Here is an 18,756-nt window from a genome sequence, read left to right on the forward strand (position 1 = left end):
GCCTCTGGCCGTCTCAGCGCAAAACGCCGGCAAGCCGGCGTTTTTTCATTGGCAAGATGGCCGCTTACCCGCCGCCGCCCGCCTTGCCGCGCCGCTAGACCCAGCCGCCCAGCATCAGCGCTCCGCACAGGGCGATGCCGCCGCCGACAAGGCGGCCCAGCCGTTCGCCCAGCGCAAAATGCGCTTCCGTTCGCCCCAACAACAAGCCGGCCGCGTGCAACAGGCCGGAAGCCAGCACGAAACCGGCGGCGTAAGCCAGGCCGGAGGCGTCGTGCGGCATCTCCTGACCATGAGCGATGCCGTGCAGCAAAGCAAAGCCGGCAATGGCTGACAAGGCCAGACCGCGCCGCGGCTGCAAAGCGAAGGCCAGCAGCAGGCCCAGCGCAATCACGCTGGCGGCGATGCCGCTTTCCAGCGCCGCCGCGCTCACGCCCAGCCAGCCCAGGACGCTGCCAACGGCCAACAAGGCCATGAAGGTCAACGGGCCTTGCCAGCGAGCCGCGCCGCCCAGCCGCCACGACCACAAGCCCACCGCCAACATGGCCAAGAGGTGGTCCAACCCGCCAAGCGGATGCGCCAGGCCGCTGGAAAAGCCGGCGACGGCGTGGCCGGGGTGGGCCTGGGCCAGCCCGCTGGCCAGCAATAGCGCCAGCGCGGCCGACAGAGGTTTACGCAAGATGGTCATTTTCAGCTCCCGAGACGTCAAGTTGCAGCATGCCCTGGGTTTCGACGAAGGCGATGATGTCGGCCAGCCCCTGGCCAAGCTTGAGATTGGAGAACACGAAGGGCCGCTCACCGCGCATGCGGCCGGCGTCGCGCGCCATCACGTCCAGCGAGGCCCCCACCAACGGCGCCAGATCGATCTTGTTGATCACCAACAGGTCCGATTTGCAGATGCCCGGCCCGCCCTTGCGCGGAATCTTGTCGCCGGCGGACACATCGATCACGTACAGCGTCAGATCCGACAGCTCCGGGCTGAAAGTGGCGGCCAGGTTGTCGCCGCCGCTTTCGATAAAGATGAGATCCAGGCCCGGATGGCGGGCGTTCAGCCGCGCCACCGCCTCCAGGTTGATCGACGCGTCTTCGCGGATGGCGGTGTGCGGGCAGCCGCCGGTTTCCACTCCGATGATGCGGTCCGCCTCCAGCGCTTGATGCTGGACCAGGAATTGCGCGTCTTCCTGGGTGTAGATGTCGTTGGTCACGGCGGCAACATTGTATTTATCGCGCAGCGCCGCGCACAGCGCCCAGGTCAGGTGGGTCTTGCCGGAGCCCACCGGCCCGCCTATGCCCACCCGCAACGGCCCGCGGCCCTTGGTGAGTCCTGTTGTGTTCATCGCTTTCTCCTTGAGATCGCGGCCGCCGGCTCAAGACCGGAACAGCCTGCTGTACTGGGTTTCATGCTTCATCGCCGCCCAGGCGAGGCCAGGGGCGAAATTGCTCAGTTGGTCCGCCGGCATCCGTCTCGCCTCCGCGCCGGCCGCGGCCACGGCCGGCAACAGCGCCGACAACAATTGCTGGCCGGCCGTCTGCCCCATCGGCATCGCCTTGAGCAGAACCGTGACCTGGTTTTCCAGCCAGCCCCATAGATACGCGTCCACCGCGCCGGCCTCGTCCACGCCCAAGGCGCGCGCCGCCTGCGCCCAAACCGCCGGCAGCGCCAACTCCGGCTGCTCCAGGCCGGCCGGCCACGGCAAAGCGGCGCACTCCGGCAGCGCTTGCAGCAAGCGGCGCAGCGAATACCCCATCTGCACGGTTTCCTGCCTCAATTCGCGGCTGTCTCGGCTGGCCAGCAATTGCAGGTTGATCCGCGCCAGCGTCGGTTGATCGTCGGCGGCCAGCGCGCGCCAGGCCTGAGCCAGCAGCGCGGCCTCGAAACGGGCCAGCGGCCCTTGCAGCACATCGCCCAACCAGGCGGCGGCGCTGGCGGCGTCACACACCAGGCCCAATTCCAGCGCGCTCTCCAGCCCTTGCGAGTAGCTATAAGCGCCGATAGGCAGGCCCGGGCTGGCCAGCCGCAGCAGTTGCAACCGCGCCAGCGCGCTCATGCCGCGCCGTACTGATGCAGCCGCGGCGGATACTGGAAAGCCGCCTCCTTGCCGTGGGAGTGATGGTGGCCGCCGCCGTAAGCGCCGGACTCCGGCTGGAACGGCGCGTCGATTTTTCGCACCTGCGCGCCCATCTGCTCCAGCATCCGCGCCAGCACCTCGTCGTCCAACAGCCGCAGCCAGCCCTCGCCCACTTGCAGATGCACATGGCGGTTGCCCAGGTGGTAGGCGGCGCGGGTCAAGGCCATGGCGTCGGCGCAACTGACATGCAGCAAGGCCTCCGGCGCGGCCACTACCCGCACCCGGCGGCCATCCTCGGCCTGCAGCACTTCGCCGTCGACCAGCGGCGGCCCCGGTTCCAGGAACAGACCGCAGTCTTCTCCGGCGGCGCTGCGGGTGCGAAGCCGGCGCTTGCCTCGCAGTTCGCAACTCATCAGCAGCTCATCGTCCCAGGCGCTCGCATCGTCGGCGCGGCGTGTCAGCAGCAACATGGCGTCCTCTCAAAACAAGAAATAGCGCTGCGCCAGCGGCAGGCGCTCGGCCGGTTCGCACCACAGCAGTTGGCCGTCGGCGCGCACCTGATAGTTTTGCGGGTCCACCTCGATATGCGGCAGATAATCGTTGTGGATCAGGTCCGTCTTGCGCAGATGGCGGCAGCCTCGCACCGCCACCAAGCGCTTGCGCAGGCCCAATTCCGCGCCGATGTCGGCCTGCAGCGCCGCCTGCGAGACAAAGGTGACGCTCCCGCGCGCCACCGCCGCGCCGCAGCTGCCGAACATCGGCCGGTAGTGCACCGGCTGCGGCGTCGGAATGCTGGCGTTGGGGTCGCCCATCGCGGCGGCGGCGATCATGCCGCCCTTGAGGATCAGGCTGGGCTTGACCGCGAAGAAGGCAGGCCGCCACAGCACCAGATCGGCCAGCTTGCCGGCTTCGACGCTGCCCACCTCATGGGCGATGCCGTGGGTCAGGGCCGGGTTGATGGTGTACTTGGCCAGGTAGCGCTTGACCCGGAAATTGCTGTGGCCGGGGCCGTCGCCCGGCAAGGGGCCGCGCTGGCGCAGCATCTTGTCCGCGGTCTGCCAGCAGCGCAGTATGGTTTCTCCCACCCGCCCCATCGCCTGGCTGTCCGAGGACATCATCGCGAAGGCGCCCAGGTCGTGCAGGATGTCCTCGGCGGCGATGGTCTCGCGCCGGATGCGGCTTTCGGCGAAGGCCACGTCCTCCGCGATGCCCGGGTCCAGGTGATGACACACCATCAACATGTCCAGGTGCTCGTCTATGGTGTTGACGGTGAACGGCCGGGTGGGGTTGGTGGAGCTGGGCAGCACATTGGCGTAGCCGCAGGCTTTTATGATGTCCGGCGCGTGGCCGCCGCCGGCACCCTCGGTGTGATAGGTGTGGATGGCGCGGCCCTTGAACGCGGCCAGCGTGGCTTCGACGAAACCAGATTCGTTCAGGGTGTCGGTATGGATCGCCACTTGCACGTCCATCTCGTCCGCCACCGTCAGGCAGTTGTCTATCGCCGCCGGGGTGCTCCCCCAGTCTTCGTGCAGCTTGAGGCCGATGGCGCCGGCGCGCACTTGCTCCCGCAGCGGCTCCGGCAGGCTGGCGTTGCCCTTGCCGGTGAAGCCCAGGTTCATCGGAAAGGCCTCCGCCGCTTCCAGCATCCGCGCCAGATGCCATGGCCCCGGCGTGCAGGTGGTGGCGTTGCTGCCGGTGGCCGGCCCGGTGCCGCCGCCTATCATGGTGGTGACGCCGGACATCAAGGCTTCTTCGATCTGCTGCGGGCAGATGAAATGAATGTGGCTGTCGATGCCGCCGGCGGTGACGATCATGCCTTCGGCGGCGATGATTTCAGTAGCGGCGCCGATGACGATGTCGACGCCGGGCTGAATATCCGGGTTGCCGGCCTTGCCGATGGCGGCGATGCGGCCGTCCTTGAGGCCGATGTCGGCCTTGACGATGCCCCAGTGGTCCAGGATGAGCGCATTGGTCAGCACGGTGTCGGCCACCTCCGCCGCCAGTCCCTGGCCCTGGCCCATGCCGTCGCGGATCACCTTGCCGCCGCCAAACTTCACCTCCTCGCCGTACACGGTGTAGTCGCGCTCCACCTCCACCCACAATTCGGTGTCGGCCAAGCGCACCCGGTCCCCGACGGTGGGGCCGAACATCTCGGCATAGGCCTGCCTGCTGATTTTCATAAGCCCCCCATTACCCGGCCCTGAAAGCCGAACACCCGCCTCAGGCCGGCCAGTTCCACCAGTTCCACGCTGCGGGTCTGTCCCGGTTCAAAGCGCACCGCGGTGCCGGCCGCGATGTTCAGCCGGCAGCCGCGGGCGGCGGCGCGGTCGAACTGCAAGGCGTCGTTGGTTTCGGCAAAGTGATAGTGCGAGCCCACCTGGATAGGCCGGTCGCCGGTATTGGCCACCGTCAGCGTCAGGGTGCGGCGGCCGGCGTTGAGCTCAATCTCGCCTTCGGCGGCCTGGATCTGTCCCGGAATCATCGCGGCGTCCTCATACAATGGGCTGGTGGACGGTAACCAGCTTGGTGCCGTCCGGAAAAGTGGCTTCCACCTGAATATCCGCGATCATCTCGGCCACGCCGTCCATCACCTCCTCGCGGCCCAGCAAGGTGGCGCCGTAATGCATCAGCTCCGCCACGTTCCTTCCGTCGCGCGCGCCCTCCATGATGGCGGCGCTGATGTAAGCCACCGCCTCCGGATAGTTCAGCTTCAGGCCGCGCGCGCGGCGGCGCTCCGCCAGCAGGCCGGCGGTGAAGATCAGCAGCTTGTCTTTTTCTCTGGGCGTCAATTCCATCGTGAAGTCCCATTTCTCATTGAAGGGTCAAGTCGCCCAGATGCGCGGCTCCTGCGCCGCGCGGCCGTGGGTGAACGGGTAAAGCAAACGCCGCGCCCGCCGCAGCCAATGATGGGCGGCTTCGGCGCTGTCGCCGATGAAGCGCGCCAGCCAGACATCCGGCAGCTGGCTGGCGGCGGCGCGGCCCGTCAGCGGCAGCGCCAATACCGCCTGGTGCAAGTCCGCCGGCAGCGACGGCCCGGCCCACAGCAGCAGGCCGGCCACGGTCTGGCCGCCCATCCCCGCCGCCGCGTCCAGCATGCGGTCGCCGCCGGCCAAGGCGGCGCGCTCGCACCAGATCAGCCGGCCGTCGCGTTCGATGTCCAGGCTTTGTCGCCAATGGCCGCGGTCGAAGCGCTCGCCGCAGGCCGGACGCCCCAGACAGAGCACGTCGCCGTACAGCAGCGCGGCATCGCCCTGCAGCCGGACGCGGCCTTGCAAGCTCACCTTCGCGCCGGCGAACAGAATGGTTTCCAGCGGCAGCCATTCCAGCCGCGCGCCGGGGGCCAAGCTCAGCTCCAGCCGCTGGCTGGCCGGGCGGCCGAATCCGTCGTACCACTTGGCGGCGCCGGGGCTGGTCAGCAGCGCGTCCGCGCCCTCCTCCAAACTCACCGTCAGGCTCAGACTGTCGCCGCCCGCCATGCCCCCCGGCGGATGCACGATGATGTGCTGGCACTGGCCGGCGGCGTCGATGAAGTGGCGTTGCACCCTCAAAGGGCCGCAATGCCAGCGCCGCACCGGAATAGTGCGTCCATCGCGGCGCTGGTAAGCCAGCTCCAGTTCGGCGGCCCAGGGCGGCGGCAGGCCGACGGCGGCGGAGTCTCGGCGCATCGCTTAGATCGCCAGCAGTCCGCGCACGCCGTCCGCCTGCATGTCGCCGCCCAGGCCGCTGCGCACCACCTCGCCGCGCGCCATCACCAGATAGCGGTCCGCCAGCGCTTCGGCAAAGTCGTAATACTGCTCCACCAGCAAAATGGCCATCTCGCGTCCAGCCGCCAGTTGGCGGATCGCCGCGCCGATCTGCTTGATGATGGAGGGCTGGATGCCCTCGGTCGGCTCGTCCAGCATCAGCAGCGACGGCCGCCCTACCAGCGCGCGGCCAATCGCCAATTGCTGCTGCTGACCGCCGGACAGGTCGCCGCCCCGGCGGCCGCGCATCTCGTCAAGCACCGGAAACATCTCGAACACGCTGTCCGGCAAGCGCCGGCCCGCCGCGCCGGAGAAGCGAGCCAGCCCCAAACGCAGATTTTCCTCCACCGTCAGCCTCGGAAAGATTTCGCGCCCCTGCGGCACATAGGCGATGCCGCGCGCCGCGCGCTGATGCGGGGCCAGCGCGGCAATGTCCTCGCCGCGCCAGAGCATGCGCCCGCCGCGTATCGGCAATTGCCCGCTCAGGCATTTGAGCAGCGTGCTCTTGCCCGCGCCGTTGCGCCCCAGCAGGCAGGTGATCTGCCCAGTCTCGGCGCGCAGGCTGATACCGCGCAGGATGCGGCTGCCGCCGTAATACTGTTCCAGTCCGTCGATTTCCAGCATGTCAGCGCCCCAGATACACTTCGATCACCCGCTCGTTCGCCTGCACCTGCCGCAGCGTCCCCTCCGCCAGCACCGCGCCTTCGGCCAGCACCGTCACCTTGCCGCCCAGGCTGGCGACGAAATCCATATCGTGTTCCACCACCATCAGGGAGTGCTCGCCCTTCAGGCTCAGCAGCAGCTCCGCGGTCTGCTCGGTTTCGGCGTCGCTCATGCCGGCCACCGGCTCGTCCAGCAAGAGCAGCTTGGGTTGCTGAGCAAGCAGCATGCCAATCTCCAACCATTGCTTTTGGCCGTGCGACAGCAGGCCGGCCAGCCGGCCGCGCTGATCTTGCAGCCGCACCCGTTCCAGCAGCTCGTCGATGCGGCGGCGCGGAGCCGCGCCCAGCCGCGCGCGCAGGCTGGCGCGCACCGATCGGTCCCCGGCCAGCGCCAGCTCCAGGTTGTCCGCCACCGTCATCGCCTCGAATACCGTGGGCTTCTGGAATTTGCGCCCTATCCCCAGTTGGGCGATTTCGGCCTCGTCGTGCCGGCGCAGGTCTATGGTCTGGCCGAAGAACACGCTGCCGGCGTCGGGCCGGGTCTTGCCGGTGATCACATCCATCATCGTGGTCTTGCCGGCGCCGTTGGGGCCGATCACCACCCGCAATTCGCCGACGGCGATCGACAACGTCAAGCGGTTCAAAGCGCGGTAACCGTCGAAATCAACCATGACATCGTCAAGATACAATATCTGTCCGTGCCGGATGTCCAGCCCCGGTGTCAATGGACGGGACAAGCCCACCGTCTCTCCCTCCCACTGTCCGCGCGGAACGGGATTTTCGCTTGTTGCATTCATGTCGCATATCCGGAAAATAAATAAACGCGCGGCCGCTTCACGCGCCGCGGCCTCGCGCCAGCAAACCCATCAAGCCGCGCGGCAGCAACAGGGTGCCGGCGATGAACAGGCCGCCCAGAAAGAACAGCCAGTACTCCGGCAAGGCCACGGTGAACCAGCTCTTGGCCGCATTGACCAAGACGGCCCCCAATACCGGTCCGACCAAGGTGCCGCGGCCGCCCACCGCCACCCAGACGGCGGCCTCAATCGAATTGCCAGGCGACATCTCGCCCGGATTGATGATGCCGGCCTGCGGCACGTACAAGGCGCCCGCCAGCCCGCAAAGCATGGCGGACAACACCCATATCGCCAGCTTGTAATCTTGCGGCCGATAACCGCAGAACATCAGCCGCGATTCGGCGTCGCGCACCGCGGTGAGAATGCGGCCGAACTTGCCGCGCATCAGCCAGAACGCCCCCAGCAAAGACAGCGACAGCAATAGCGCGCTGAGGAAGAACAGCCAGGCGCGGGTGGCCGGCTCGGCAATGCCGAAGCCCAGGATGCGCTTGAAACCGGTAAAGCCGTTATTGCCGCCAAAACCAGTCTCGTTGCGGAAGAACAGCAGCATCGCCGCGTAGGTCAGCGCCTGGGTGATGATGGAAAAATACACGCCGCGAATGCGGGAACGAAAAGCCAGCCAGCCAAAGCCCAGCGCCAACAGCCCCGGCGCGCCCACCGCCAGGCACAAGGCCCAGGCCAGGTGCTCGCTGCCCTGCCAGAACCACGGCAGCGCCCGCCAGTCCAGCGACACCATGAAATCCGGCAGCGCGCTCTGGTAGACGCCATCGCTGCCGATCTGCCGCATCAGATACATGCCCATGCCGTAGCCGCCCAGCGCGAAGAACAAGCCGTGGCCCAGGCTGAGCAAGCCGGCATAGCCCCAGACCAGGTCCAAAGCCAGCGCCAGTACCGCGTAACACAGAATCTTGCCAGCCAGGGTCAGAACATAAGCCGATACCCGCCAGCCGCTGTCCGCCGGCGCGAACACGTGCAGCAAGGGCAGCGCCAGCAGACCGAGCCAGACCAGGGCCAACGCCGCCGCGCCCCAGCGCCGGCGGCCCAGGCCGGACAAGAGTTTCAAAGAGTAAGGAAGATGCATGGCGGCTCCTAATCCACGGCCCGGCCCTTGAGGGCGAACAGGCCTTGCGGACGTTTTTGGATGAACAGAATGATGCCGGCCAGGATCAGAATCTTGCCTAGCACCGCGCCCAGCGCCGGTTCCAGCAGCTTGTTGGCCACGCCCAGACCCAGCGCGCCCCAGGCCGCGCCGGCCAACTGGCCCACGCCGCCCAGCACCACCACCATGAAACTGTCGACGATATAACCCTGGCCCAAGTCCGGACCGACATTGCCTATCTGGCTCAGCGCCACTCCGCCCAGGCCGGCGATGCCGCTGCCCAGGCCGAAGGCCAGCATGTCCACCCGCCCGGTGGCCACGCCCAGGCTGTCCGCCATGCCCCGGTTCTGGGTCACCGCGCGCACAAACAGACCCAGCCGGCTGCGGTTCAGCGCCAGCCAGACCAGGCCCAGCGTCAGCGCGGAGAACAAAATGACGGCGATGCGGTTGTAGGGCAGCGTCAGCGCCGGGCTCAAGACCCAGCCGCCGTTCAGCCAGCCGGGATTGGCTACCGCCACGTTCTGCGCGCCGAACAGCGTTCGCACCAACTGCATCAACGCCAGGCTGATGCCCCAGGTGGCCAGCAGCGTTTCCAGCGGCCGGCCGTAGAGGTGGCGGATTACCAGCCGTTCCAGCGCCATGCCCACGCCGGCGGTGAACAGGAAGGCCGCCGGCAAGGCCAGCGCCAGATAGGCGTCGGCGGCGGCCGGCCAGCGGCTGTGGAACAGGCTTTGCGCCGCATAAGCGACATAGGCCCCCAACATCAGCATCTCGCCGTGCGCCATATTGATCACGCCCAGCAAGCCGTAAGTAATGGCCAGGCCCAGCGCCGCCAGCAGCAGCACCGATCCCAGGCTGAGGCCGGCGAAGGCCGCGCCCAGCAAATTGTCCACCTGAACGCTGGCGCGGATGGCCGCTTGCGCACTCGTCGCGGCGGCGCGCACCCCGGCGTCGCTTTCGCTGGCGGCGTCGGTCAAGGGCGCCAACAAGGCCAAGGCGGCCGGATCGCCGCTGTCCGCCAGCGTCATGGCGGCGCCCCTCCGCTGCGCCGGGTCCGGGCTGGCCAACGACAAACGCGCGCACGCTTGCTCCAACGAGCGCCGCAGCTCGGCGTCGCCCTCCCGCGCCAGCCGGTTTCGCAGCAAGGGCAGCAAGACCGGGTTGGCGCTGTCCGCCAGCGCGCGGACCGCGGCCAGCCGCCGTACAGGATCCGCCGCGTCCAAGTGAGCAACCGCGTGAAACACCGCCAAAGCGCCGCGCAGCCGATTGTTCAGCGGCAGCGGCTCCAGGCTGGCGGCGTCGCCCGCCGCTGGCTGGCCGGACACCGCGTCGGCGAGCGCGCCGTCCGGCCTCAGCCACAACACGCGCCGGCCATCGGCGGACTGCAACAGCCGGCCCACCTCCAACGCGGCCACCGCCGCGCGGCGCTCCGCGTCCGGACGCGGCGCCCAGCTTTCAATCAAGCCGGCGCGCTCGGCCGGATCTACGCCGGCCAGGTCAGCCAAGGGGCCGGCGCCGGCCGCGGCGCACCACAGCGCCAGCGCCCAAGACAAGGCTTTACACCAGGACATCGCGGACTCCTTCTCGGCTCACTTGCTTTTCACCGGGGCATCCGGCCGTTTGTCGTTGCCAGGCAGGTAGGGACTCCACGGTTGGGCGCGCACCACGCTCCGGCTTTTCCACACCACCGAGAACTGTCCGTTGGGCTGAATCTCGCCAATCATCACCGGCTTGCGCAAATGGTGGTTGCGGGCGTCCATCTCCAGCGGATAGCCCGACGGCGCGTCCAGGCGCATCCCGGCCAGGGCCTTGCTCACCGCGGCCACATCGGTGCTGCCGGCCTTGCGCGCCGCTTGCGCCCATAGCCGGATGCCGACGTAGGTCGCCTCCATCGGATCGTTGGTCACCAGCTTGTCCGCCCCGGCGATGCCTTTCTTGCGCGCCCAGGCGCGGTAGTCCGCCATCCATTTGGCGTTGACCGGATTCTTCACGCTCATGAAGTAATTCCAGGCCGCCAGATGGCCGGCCAAGGGCTTGGCGTCCATGCCCTTGAGTTCCTCCTCGCCCACCGAGAACGCCATCACCGGCACCTCGGCCGCCTTCAGGCCCTGATTGCCCAGCTCTTTGTAGAACGGCACATTGGAGTCGCCATTGATGGTGGACACCACCGCGGTCTTGCCGCCGGCGGCGAACTTCTTGATATTGGCGACGATGGTCTGGTAATCGTTATGGCCAAACGGGGTGTAGGCCTCTTGGATGTCCGCGTCCTTGACCCCCTTGGTTTTGAGGAAAGCGCGCAGAATCTTGTTGGTGGTGCGCGGGTAGACATAATCGGTGCCCAGCAGGAAGAAGCGCCGCGCGCCGCCTCCCTCCTTGCTCATCAGGTACTCCACCGCCGGGATCGCCTGCTGATTGGGCGCCGCGCCGGTGTAGAACACATTGGGCGACATCTCCTCGCCCTCGTACTGCACCGGGTAGAACAGCAAGCCGTTCAACTCCTCGAACACCGGCAGCACCGATTTGCGCGATACCGAAGTCCAACAGCCAAAGGTCACTGCCACCTTATCTCGGCTCAGCAGTTGGCGCGCCTTCTCCGCGAACAGCGGCCAGTTGGATGCCGGATCCACCACCACCGGCTCCAGCTTTTTGCCCAGCACGCCGCCGTCGGCGTTGATCTGGTCGATGGCGAACAGCGCCATATTCTTGAGCGAGGTTTCGGAAATGGCCATGGTGCCGGACAGGGAGTGCAGCACCCCTACCTTGATGGTGCCGGCGGCAAGGGCCGGCGCGGCGCCGAGGCCGCCCAGCGCCAGGCTCAGCGCAAGGGTAGGCAAGACATGAGGGCGAATGAACATGGGAAGCTCCTGGGGCGATCCTGAAACGCCGGGAGGCCGTCTGGCCGGCCCGGCTGGAAATTGTTGCACTGCAGGATCAGACTAAGCCCCGGCCCGCCCGGCCGAAATACGTTACATGACGTATGCCCCCTCACCCGCCGCCGGCGCTGCGCAAAGCCAGCGCCGCGGCCGAGGTGCGGGTTTCCACCCCCAGGCGGGCGAACACATGCTCCAGATGCTTGTTGACGGTGCGCGGACTCATGCCGAGGATGTCGCCGATATCGCGGTTGGTCTTGCCCAGGCTCAGCCAATGCAGCACCTCGGCCTGTCGCGGAGTCAGCCCCAGCGCCCGCATCAGGCGCTGCGGCGCCGCGGCTTCGCCTCTCTCGCTCAAGGCCAGCAAACACTCGTCCCCGGCCAGCCGCCGCGCCAACAAACCCGAGCCGTCGCCCCCCTCCAACGCCAGGCTCGCGCCCGCCTCGGCCTGGCCCAGCCAGGGCCGCCAGCGTTCCGCCAGCGCCGACTCGGACCAGCCGTGGGCCTGCAGCAGACCGCGCGCGCGCTCGGTCAGCCACAGCGGCCGGCCGCTGGCCGGGTCCGCCGCCAGCAAGGCCTGGCCCGACGCCTCCAGCGCCTGCCGCGCCCGGCACAGCTGGCGCGCGCTGCCAATATGGGCGGCCAGGCGCGCCAATACCTCCGCCGGCCGCAGCGGCTTGACCACGTAGTCCGCGCCGCCGGCGGCAAACGCCGCCAGCACGTGCTCGCTGTCGCTGAGCCCGGTCATGAACACGATGGGAATCGCCTGCGTTTCCGCCTCCGCCTTCAAGCGCCGCGCCGTCTCGAAGCCGTCCATGCCCGGCATCACCGCGTCCAGCAGAATGATGTCCGGCCGGCATTCGGCGGCGCGCCGCAAGGCCGCCGCGCCGTCCGTGGCCAGCAAGACCCGGTAACCCGCCGAATCCAGCGCGTCGTGCAGCAAGGCCAGGTTTTCCGGCTGATCGTCGACGATCAGCACCGTCGCCCGTTCCGGCCGCGGCGCGCTCATGCCGGCGCTCCCGGCAGCCATTGCAGCAACTCGTCCAGCCGGCAGCCGTCCAGCAGGCTACGCGCCCGCGAGAGGAACGGCGCGTAAGCCGGGTCCGCGCCCAGCGCACCCACCTCCAAGCGCAGCAGGGCGGCGCGCGCGCCGCGCAAGTAGCCGCGCCGCAAAGCCTGCCGCAACTCGTCCAGCGCCTCCTCCGGCGGCCAGCGCAGCGCCGGCTCCGCGCCGCTCAGCCACGCCAGCCCCAAGCGCTGGCCAATCCAGTCCAGCAGGCGCTCTACGCGGATGGGCTTGACGAAGAAATCCTCGGCGCGGATGCCCGCGTCGTTGTCCTGCCCCCGCTCGAAGGCGTTGGCGGAAATCACCGCCAGCGCCGGCGCGTCGCCGTGCCGACGACGGATGCGCCGCAGGGTTTCCCAGCCGTCCAGGCCCGGCATCGCCAGATCCATGCACACCAGATCCGGCAGCGTCCCGGCCTGCTCCAGCCGGTCCAGACAAGCCTGGCCGCTGGCGGCCTGCTCCACCTCGAAGCCCAAAGGCAGCAAGGCGCTGGCCAGCATCTCCCTGTCCTGCGCATGATTGTCCACCAGCAGCACCCGCCGCCGCCGGCCCTGGTAGCCGACGCGCGCCGACAAGGGCGGCGCCGGCGCGGCGCCCAGCCGCGGCAGGAACAAGCGCAGCGTAAATACGCAGCCCCCGCCCGGCCGGCTATCCAGCCTCAGCTCGCCCCCCATCAGCGAGGTCAGCATCCCCGCAATGGTCAGGCCCAGCCCGCTGCCGCCCTGGCCGGCGGCCCCGCTGCCGCGTTCAAACGGCTCGAACACGCGCTCGGCCTCCTCCGGCGCGATGCCGGGGCCGGTGTCGGCAATTTCGAAACACGCCACCTCGCCCTGATAGCGCAGGCCCAGGCTGACCTCGCCGTGCGCGGTGAACTTGACCGCGTTGCCCAGCAAGTTGATCAGAACCTGCCTCAGCCGGCGTTCGTCGGCGCGCACCCTGGCCGGCCATTCCCCTTGCGGCAGAAAACGAAAGCCCAGCCCCTTCTCCCGCGCCTGCAACTGGAACATCGCCGTCAATTGGCGGATGAACTCAGCGAAATCCAGCGGCCGCGGCTCCAGATTGAGCCGGCCGCTCTCGATCCGCGCCAGATCCAGCGTGCCCTCGATCACCGACAGCAGGTGATCGCCGCTGCGACGGATCACCGCCAGCGCCGGCCGCTTCGACGGCGGAATCTCAGGGTCCCCGTCCAGGATCTGCGCATAGCCCAACATGCTGTTCAGCGGCGTGCGCAGCTCATGGCTGAGCGTGCTCACATAACGGCTCTTGGCCTGGTTGGCCTGTTCCGCGGCCCGGCGCGCCTTTTGCAATAGCGCGTCGGTGCGGCGGTGGGACGCGATCTCCCGCAACAAGCGCTGGGTCTGCCGCTTGGACTCCTGCCTCGCCACCTGCCGGCTCTGGCGCAGCAAAACCAGCCACCACGCCAGCACGCTGCCGCCCAACAGCAGGCCCGCGCCCAGTTGCGGCAGCCGCGCCGCCAGCGCGTCCAAGCCCGGTCGGCTCCGCGCCAGGCAAAACAAGCCGCCCAACAACAGGCCCAAGCCCGCCAGCAACAGCGTCATCAGCAGCAGATAATCGGCCAGGCCTCGTTGCAGATACGGCCGGCAAGCACTCGGCAACAGCCGGCTCAGCCATGCGCGCCATTGCTCGTCCAGCCGCGCCTTGGGCTTGCAGCGGTCATCGCAACGCGCGTCCAGCGTGCAGCACAAGGAGCAGATCCAGCCTCGATACGCCGGACAGCTCACCATGTCCGGCGGCTCGTACTGGCGGCGGCACAATACGCAGCGCTGCGGCGGGGTCGGCGGCAACGCCGGCCGGCGCGCCAGGTAATAACGGCCGCCGCTGAGCCAGGCCAGCGCCGGCGTGGCCAGCAAAGCGGTCAGCAAAGACAGGAAGGGCGCCAGCGGCTGCATCTGCTCGCCCAACGCCCCCAGATGCGCCGACACCGAAACCGCCGAGGCCAAGACCAGCGAACCCAGCCCCACCGGATTGACGTCGTAGAGATAGCCCCGGCGGAACTCTATGCCCGGCGGGCTCAGCCCCAACGGCTTGTTGATCGCCAAATCCGCCGCCACGGTGACCATCCAGGCGATGGCCAGATTGGCGAACAGCGCCAGCACATGCGCCAGCGCCTGGAAAACCTCCAGCTCCATCAGCAAGAGCGCGATCAAGAGATTAAAGACCACCCACACCACCCGTCCCGGATGGCTGTGGGTCAGCCGCGCGAAGAAATTGGACCAGGCCAGCGAACCGGCGTAGGCATTCGTGACATTGATCTTCAGCTGCGACAGCAGCACGAACAGCACCGTCGCCGCCAGCGCCAGCCGGCCGTCGCCCCATCCCTGGACATAGCCGAACCAATACAGGCGCGCCGGATCCGGCGCCGGCCCTCCGGCCTGACTATGGTCCAGAACCAGCCAGGCCAGCAGCGCGCCGCCCAGCATCTTCAGCATGCCCGGCAACACCCAGCCCGGGCCGCCGGCCAGGCAAGCCAGCCACCAGCGGCGGCGCTGGCCGGCGGCGGGCGGCGGCATGAAGCGCAGATAGTCCGCCTGCTCCCCCATCTGCGCGATCAAGGCGATGCCGATGCCGAAGGCCGCACCAAAACGGCGCAGATCGAAACCGCCCGCCCCGCCTTCCGCCCCGGCATAGTGCCAGAAGCCGCTCAGCGCCTCCGGCTGGCGCGCCAGCACAAAGCCGTAAGGCAACAGCAGCAAGCCCAGCCACAGCGGCTGGGTCCAGGCTTGCAGCCGGCTGATGGCGGTGACCCCGTGAGCCACCAGCGGCAGCACCGCCACTGTGCACAGCAGATAGCCCCAGGCCGGCGGCAGACCAAACCCCAACTCCAGCGCATACGCCATGATGGCGGCTTCCAGCGCGAAGAAAATAAAGGTGAAGGCGGCGTACAGCAAGGAAGTGACGGTGGAGCCCAGATAACCGAAACCGGCGCCGCGGGTCAGCAAATCCATGTCCACGCCATAGCGGGCGGCGTAGACGCTGATCGGCAGGCCAACCAGCAAAATCACCAGCCCCACCGCCAGAATGGCCCAGGCCGCGTTGACGAAGCCTCCCGCCGTCAGCATCGCCGCGCCCACCGCCTCCAACACCAGAAAGGCGGCGGCGCCGCCCAGCGCGGTGTGCGCCACTCGCCACGGCGACCAGCGCCGGAAGCTGTGCGGGGTATAACGCAGCGCAAAATCCTCCAGCGACTCGCGCGCTACCCAGCTGTTGTAATCGCGACGGACTTTCACCGCGTAAAGCGGCGCGGGATCGGAGGCGGACATGGCGGCGGCCTTGAGCGTATGCTAACAACAGCTTCAATGCAAAAAGCTTGCCAATGGCCGCCGCGGGCCGTAAAGCTCGGCGGCGCGGCATCGCGCGCGGCCGCGCCCGTTTTATACGATACGAATCGTAAATGTACTGATTGCGTAAAGAATTTCGCTGCACCGCCCGTAAACAAGCTATTCACACAACATTAAGCAAGCGCTAATATTCATTGGCAACCACCACCCAGGCCGGCCCCGCCGACCCGCCACATTAAGGACTTCCCGATGGATACCCTGTTGTTTCTACTGCTAGCCGCCTCCCTGCTGGCCCTGATTCTGCGCAAGCGCCAATGGGCCTACGCCAGCTGGGGCCTGGCCTTCGCGCTCACGCTGTACTGGTTCAAGTTCCACGCCACCAGCACATTGCCCATTTCCCTGTGAGGAGCCCGACATGACGCAAAACCTCACCGGCAAACTAAACCAGCTGGGCCTGCTGCTGATCAACCTGATGCTGCTCGTCGCCTTCTACTTCCAGTTCGCCCAGCATGAACTGCCCTGCCCGCTCTGCCTGCTGCAACGCGTGGCCTTGTGCGCGATAGCGGTGGCGCTGGCCGCCAACGTGCTGCTGGGCGACAAGCCCGGCCATTACGGCATGATGCTGCTGGCCGCCGCCGCCGGCTTCGCCGTGGCCGGCCGCCAAGTGCTGTTGCACATCGCCCCCGGCGACGCCGGCTTCGGCCCGCCCGTCCTGGGCCTGCACTTCTACACCTGGGCCGCCATCGCCTTCTTCGCCGTCTTCATCGGCAGCGGGCTGTTGCTGATGCTGTGCCAGCGAGAACACAGCTTCGACCGCCAGCCCCCGGCGCAACTGAGCCGGCTGGCCAGAGCCGGCGTGGCCCTGACCATGTTGCTGCTCTTGGGCAACGCCCTGTCCGTGTTCCTCGAATGCGGCCTGGCGGCCTGCGGAGAAAGCCCGATCAACTATCTGCTGCTTAACTAAACCCGCCCCGCGCCGCCGCTAGATCGACCAATCCTCGTCCGGCGCGGCGGCGCGCGCCGCCGGCGCTTCCGGCCGCAGCACCAGCCACAGCGCCAGCGCGATCAAACCGCCGCCCAAGGCCTGGGACAGCGTCGCCGTCTCGCCCAGCGCCAGCCAACTCCAGAAAATGCCGAAGGGCGGAATCAAGAACGTCACCGTCAACGCCTTCAGCGGGCCGACGTCGGCTATCAAGCGGAAGTACAAGATATAGGCCAGCGAAGTACACAGCAGGCCCAAGGCCAGCATGGCCAGCCACACTTCCGCTCCCGCCGCCGGCCACCTCAAGGGCTGCGCGCTTGCCTGCCACGCCATGAACGGCAACAGCAGCACCACCGCGCCCAGCTGGCTGCCCAAAGCCACCACGCGGCTATCCAGGCCGCCCCGGTCCGCTATCCAGCGCCGGGTCAGAAACCCCGCCAGCCCATAGCAGGCGGTGGCCGTCAGACAAGCCGCCACGCCCCACAGCGCTTCCGGCCCCGCGGCCGGCCCCGTCCGCGTCAACACCGCCACGCCCGCCAAGCCAATCAACACGCCGGCCAGCTTGTTGGCGGTAATACGTTCTCCAAACGCCGCCGCGCCGATCAACACCCCCATCAGCGGCGTGCTGGCGTTCAAGATCGCGCTATAACCGGCCGGCAACACCCGGGCCGCCAGCGCGAACAGCAAAAAAGGCAGGCCGGAATTGATCACCCCCAGCATCATGGTGGCGGCCAGCTTGCCCTTGAAGGACAAACGCACCCGCAGCAAGGCGATCAACCCCAACAGGCCCGCCGCCCCCAGCGCCACCCGGCCAAACGCCGTGGGCAAGGCGCCCAGCGCCGGCGCAGCGATGCGCATGAACAAAAAACTGCCGCCCCACAAAGCCGCCAACAGCAGCAAACGACTCAAGCTCGCCATCCCCATGATGCCTCTCCCTTCGCCTTGTATTTAACTTTGCTAAACCAGATACTGAAATCATCAACCGCAAAGATGCGGCGAACAAACGATTTTTCCTGCTTGATGATTTAGAAAATCTAAACGAATATGCCCAAACCACCGCTGGACTCCCTCCGCTTCTTTGAAGCCGCCGCAAGACGGCTCAGCGTCAAGCAGGCCGCCGAAGAACTGCACGTCACGCCCGGCGCCGTCTCCCAGCAACTGCGCAAACTTGAAAGCTTCCTCGGCCAGCCCTTGTTTGAACGCCGCGCCCGCGGCCTGACGCTCAACGCCGCCGGCCGCGACTACCTGGACGCCTGCCGCCAAGCGCTGGACCTGATAGACCACGCCACCGCGCGGCTAAACGGCGCGCGCCGGGTGATCCTGCTCAGTTGCACCCCCTCGTTTGGCGCTCAATGGCTGCTGCCGCGGCTACAGGGCTTCCTGCGCGAGCACCCGCATATCGACGTCCACGTCAGCACCGGCAACCGCGTGGTCGACCCCGCTTCGGAAAACATCCACTTCGCCGTGCGCCACGGCCTGGGCGACTACCCCGGCCTCAACGCTTGCAAGCTGCTGGACGACGAACTGACGCCGGTATGCGCGCCCACGCTGCCGGCGCGGCTGGACGCCCTCAGCGGGGAACGGCTGCTGCACGACGAACACCGCGGCGATTGGCAGCTATGGAGCCGCGCCGCCGGCCTGGAACTGGACTGCGACCAAGGCGTGGTCTGCGTGGACTCCAACGCCGCCATCGAAGCCGCGCTGGCCGGCCGCGGCTACGCGCTGGCGCGGCGCTCCTTGCTGCAAGCCGAACTGGCCGCCGGCCGGCTGCGCGAACTCCCCGCGCCGCAGCTGCGAAGCGACCTCGCTTATTACCTGATACACCGTCCGGACCTCCTGCGCGACCCGAAAATGGGCGTCTTCAAACAATGGCTGCTGGAACAAGCCGCGGCCGCCCAAAACAAAAGCCCGCCGGGCGGCGTAATGCCAGTCAGTTAACGCTGACTGGCATTTTTCGTTGGATATTTGTGTGCCCTGTTCTTCACGACTCGCGGGCAATGTCGGCCTGGTCTGCGTGGTGGCAGCACAAACAGCCTCGACTGCTCCAGTAAGCGCGCCAATTGGGCGGGTAACGTACCTGCTGATGCCAGACTGGCAAAGCACAACACATTCAAT

The 18,756-nt window shown here is 67.6% G+C and carries 19 protein-coding genes; 3 read left to right on the plus strand and 16 right to left on the minus strand.

The features are described 5' to 3' along the window. Nucleotides 1–94 precede the first annotated feature (94 nt). The 15 genes from B0T39_RS03320 to B0T39_RS03390 form a co-directional block, all read right to left on the minus strand. Nucleotides 95–685, minus strand: a complete 591-nt coding sequence (locus B0T39_RS03320) for a HupE/UreJ family protein (RefSeq protein ID WP_081544794.1) — start codon at nucleotides 683–685, stop codon at nucleotides 95–97. Next, entirely contained in the window at nucleotides 669–1,334 is a 666-nt protein-coding gene (gene ureG / locus B0T39_RS03325) for an urease accessory protein UreG (protein WP_081544795.1), read from the minus strand. Before ureG ends, B0T39_RS03320 begins: the two co-directional genes overlap by 17 nt. Before the next feature lie 30 nt (nucleotides 1,335–1,364). Continuing rightward, the gene (locus B0T39_RS03330; protein WP_081544796.1) at nucleotides 1,365–2,045 is read right to left on the minus strand and encodes an urease accessory protein UreF; all 681 of its coding nucleotides are present in this window, start codon (nucleotides 2,043–2,045) and stop codon (nucleotides 1,365–1,367) included. Next, nucleotides 2,042–2,536 carry an urease accessory protein UreE gene (gene ureE / locus B0T39_RS03335; RefSeq protein WP_081544797.1) on the minus strand — a complete coding sequence of 165 codons (495 nt, stop codon included), beginning with the start codon at nucleotides 2,534–2,536 and terminating at the stop codon, nucleotides 2,042–2,044. Before ureE ends, B0T39_RS03330 begins: the two co-directional genes overlap by 4 nt. 9 nt (nucleotides 2,537–2,545) lie before the next feature. Beyond that, a complete protein-coding gene (ureC, locus tag B0T39_RS03340) occupies nucleotides 2,546–4,246 on the minus strand; it encodes an urease subunit alpha (protein ID WP_081544798.1) in 1,701 nt (566 codons plus the stop codon). Beyond that, entirely contained in the window at nucleotides 4,243–4,548 is a 306-nt protein-coding gene (locus B0T39_RS03345; protein ID WP_081544799.1) for an urease subunit beta, read from the minus strand. The genes ureC and B0T39_RS03345 overlap by 4 nt, the downstream gene beginning before the upstream one ends. 10 nt (nucleotides 4,549–4,558) lie before the next feature. After that, the gene (gene ureA, locus B0T39_RS03350) at nucleotides 4,559–4,861 is read right to left on the minus strand and encodes an urease subunit gamma (RefSeq protein WP_081544800.1); all 303 of its coding nucleotides are present in this window, start codon (nucleotides 4,859–4,861) and stop codon (nucleotides 4,559–4,561) included. Between the two features lie 27 nt (nucleotides 4,862–4,888). Next, nucleotides 4,889–5,731 (minus strand): urease accessory protein UreD, encoded by an 843-nt coding sequence (locus B0T39_RS03355; RefSeq protein WP_081544801.1) that lies wholly within the window; start codon nucleotides 5,729–5,731, stop codon nucleotides 4,889–4,891. A gap of 3 nt (nucleotides 5,732–5,734) precedes the next feature. Then, entirely contained in the window at nucleotides 5,735–6,433 is a 699-nt protein-coding gene (gene urtE, locus B0T39_RS03360; protein WP_043592229.1) for an urea ABC transporter ATP-binding subunit UrtE, read from the minus strand. 1 nt (nucleotide 6,434) lies between these two features. After that, nucleotides 6,435–7,268, minus strand: a complete 834-nt coding sequence (gene urtD, locus B0T39_RS03365) for an urea ABC transporter ATP-binding protein UrtD (protein WP_081544802.1) — start codon at nucleotides 7,266–7,268, stop codon at nucleotides 6,435–6,437. 37 nt (nucleotides 7,269–7,305) lie between these two features. Further along, nucleotides 7,306–8,406 (minus strand): urea ABC transporter permease subunit UrtC, encoded by a 1,101-nt coding sequence (gene urtC, locus B0T39_RS03370; protein ID WP_081544803.1) that lies wholly within the window; start codon nucleotides 8,404–8,406, stop codon nucleotides 7,306–7,308. A gap of 8 nt (nucleotides 8,407–8,414) precedes the next feature. After that, the gene (gene urtB / locus B0T39_RS03375; RefSeq protein WP_081544804.1) at nucleotides 8,415–9,995 is read right to left on the minus strand and encodes an urea ABC transporter permease subunit UrtB; all 1,581 of its coding nucleotides are present in this window, start codon (nucleotides 9,993–9,995) and stop codon (nucleotides 8,415–8,417) included. A gap of 18 nt (nucleotides 9,996–10,013) precedes the next feature. Further along, nucleotides 10,014–11,279 carry an urea ABC transporter substrate-binding protein gene (urtA, locus tag B0T39_RS03380; RefSeq protein ID WP_081544805.1) on the minus strand — a complete coding sequence of 422 codons (1,266 nt, stop codon included), beginning with the start codon at nucleotides 11,277–11,279 and terminating at the stop codon, nucleotides 10,014–10,016. A 130-nt stretch (nucleotides 11,280–11,409) separates the two neighbouring features. After that, a complete protein-coding gene (locus B0T39_RS03385; RefSeq protein ID WP_081544806.1) occupies nucleotides 11,410–12,303 on the minus strand; it encodes a response regulator transcription factor in 894 nt (297 codons plus the stop codon). After that, nucleotides 12,300–15,641: a hybrid sensor histidine kinase/response regulator gene (locus B0T39_RS03390; RefSeq protein ID WP_081544807.1), complete on the minus strand. Its 3,342-nt coding sequence runs from the start codon at nucleotides 15,639–15,641 to the stop codon at nucleotides 12,300–12,302. Before B0T39_RS03390 ends, B0T39_RS03385 begins: the two co-directional genes overlap by 4 nt. A 267-nt stretch (nucleotides 15,642–15,908) precedes the next feature. Between B0T39_RS03390 and B0T39_RS25550 the strand changes: the two genes are divergently transcribed. Together B0T39_RS25550 and B0T39_RS03395 are read left to right on the plus strand one after the other, a co-directional pair. Then, a complete protein-coding gene (locus B0T39_RS25550) occupies nucleotides 15,909–16,064 on the plus strand; it encodes a DUF5993 family protein (RefSeq protein WP_176219471.1) in 156 nt (51 codons plus the stop codon). A gap of 10 nt (nucleotides 16,065–16,074) precedes the next feature. Beyond that, nucleotides 16,075–16,623, plus strand: coding sequence for a disulfide bond formation protein B (locus B0T39_RS03395; RefSeq protein ID WP_043641683.1), 549 nt, complete (start codon nucleotides 16,075–16,077; stop codon nucleotides 16,621–16,623). An 18-nt stretch (nucleotides 16,624–16,641) separates the two neighbouring features. Here B0T39_RS03395 and B0T39_RS03400 read toward each other — a convergent pair whose 3' ends face one another. After that, nucleotides 16,642–17,565, minus strand: coding sequence for a DMT family transporter (locus tag B0T39_RS03400; RefSeq protein WP_081544808.1), 924 nt, complete (start codon nucleotides 17,563–17,565; stop codon nucleotides 16,642–16,644). A gap of 120 nt (nucleotides 17,566–17,685) precedes the next feature. Here B0T39_RS03400 and B0T39_RS03405 point away from each other — a divergent pair, with 120 nt between their 5' ends. Next, entirely contained in the window at nucleotides 17,686–18,579 is an 894-nt protein-coding gene (locus B0T39_RS03405) for a LysR substrate-binding domain-containing protein (protein ID WP_081544809.1), read from the plus strand. Nucleotides 18,580–18,756 lie beyond the last annotated feature (177 nt).

This window comes from Chromobacterium haemolyticum, assembly GCF_002081825.1.
GTDB lineage: Bacteria > Pseudomonadota > Gammaproteobacteria > Burkholderiales > Chromobacteriaceae > Chromobacterium > Chromobacterium fluminis.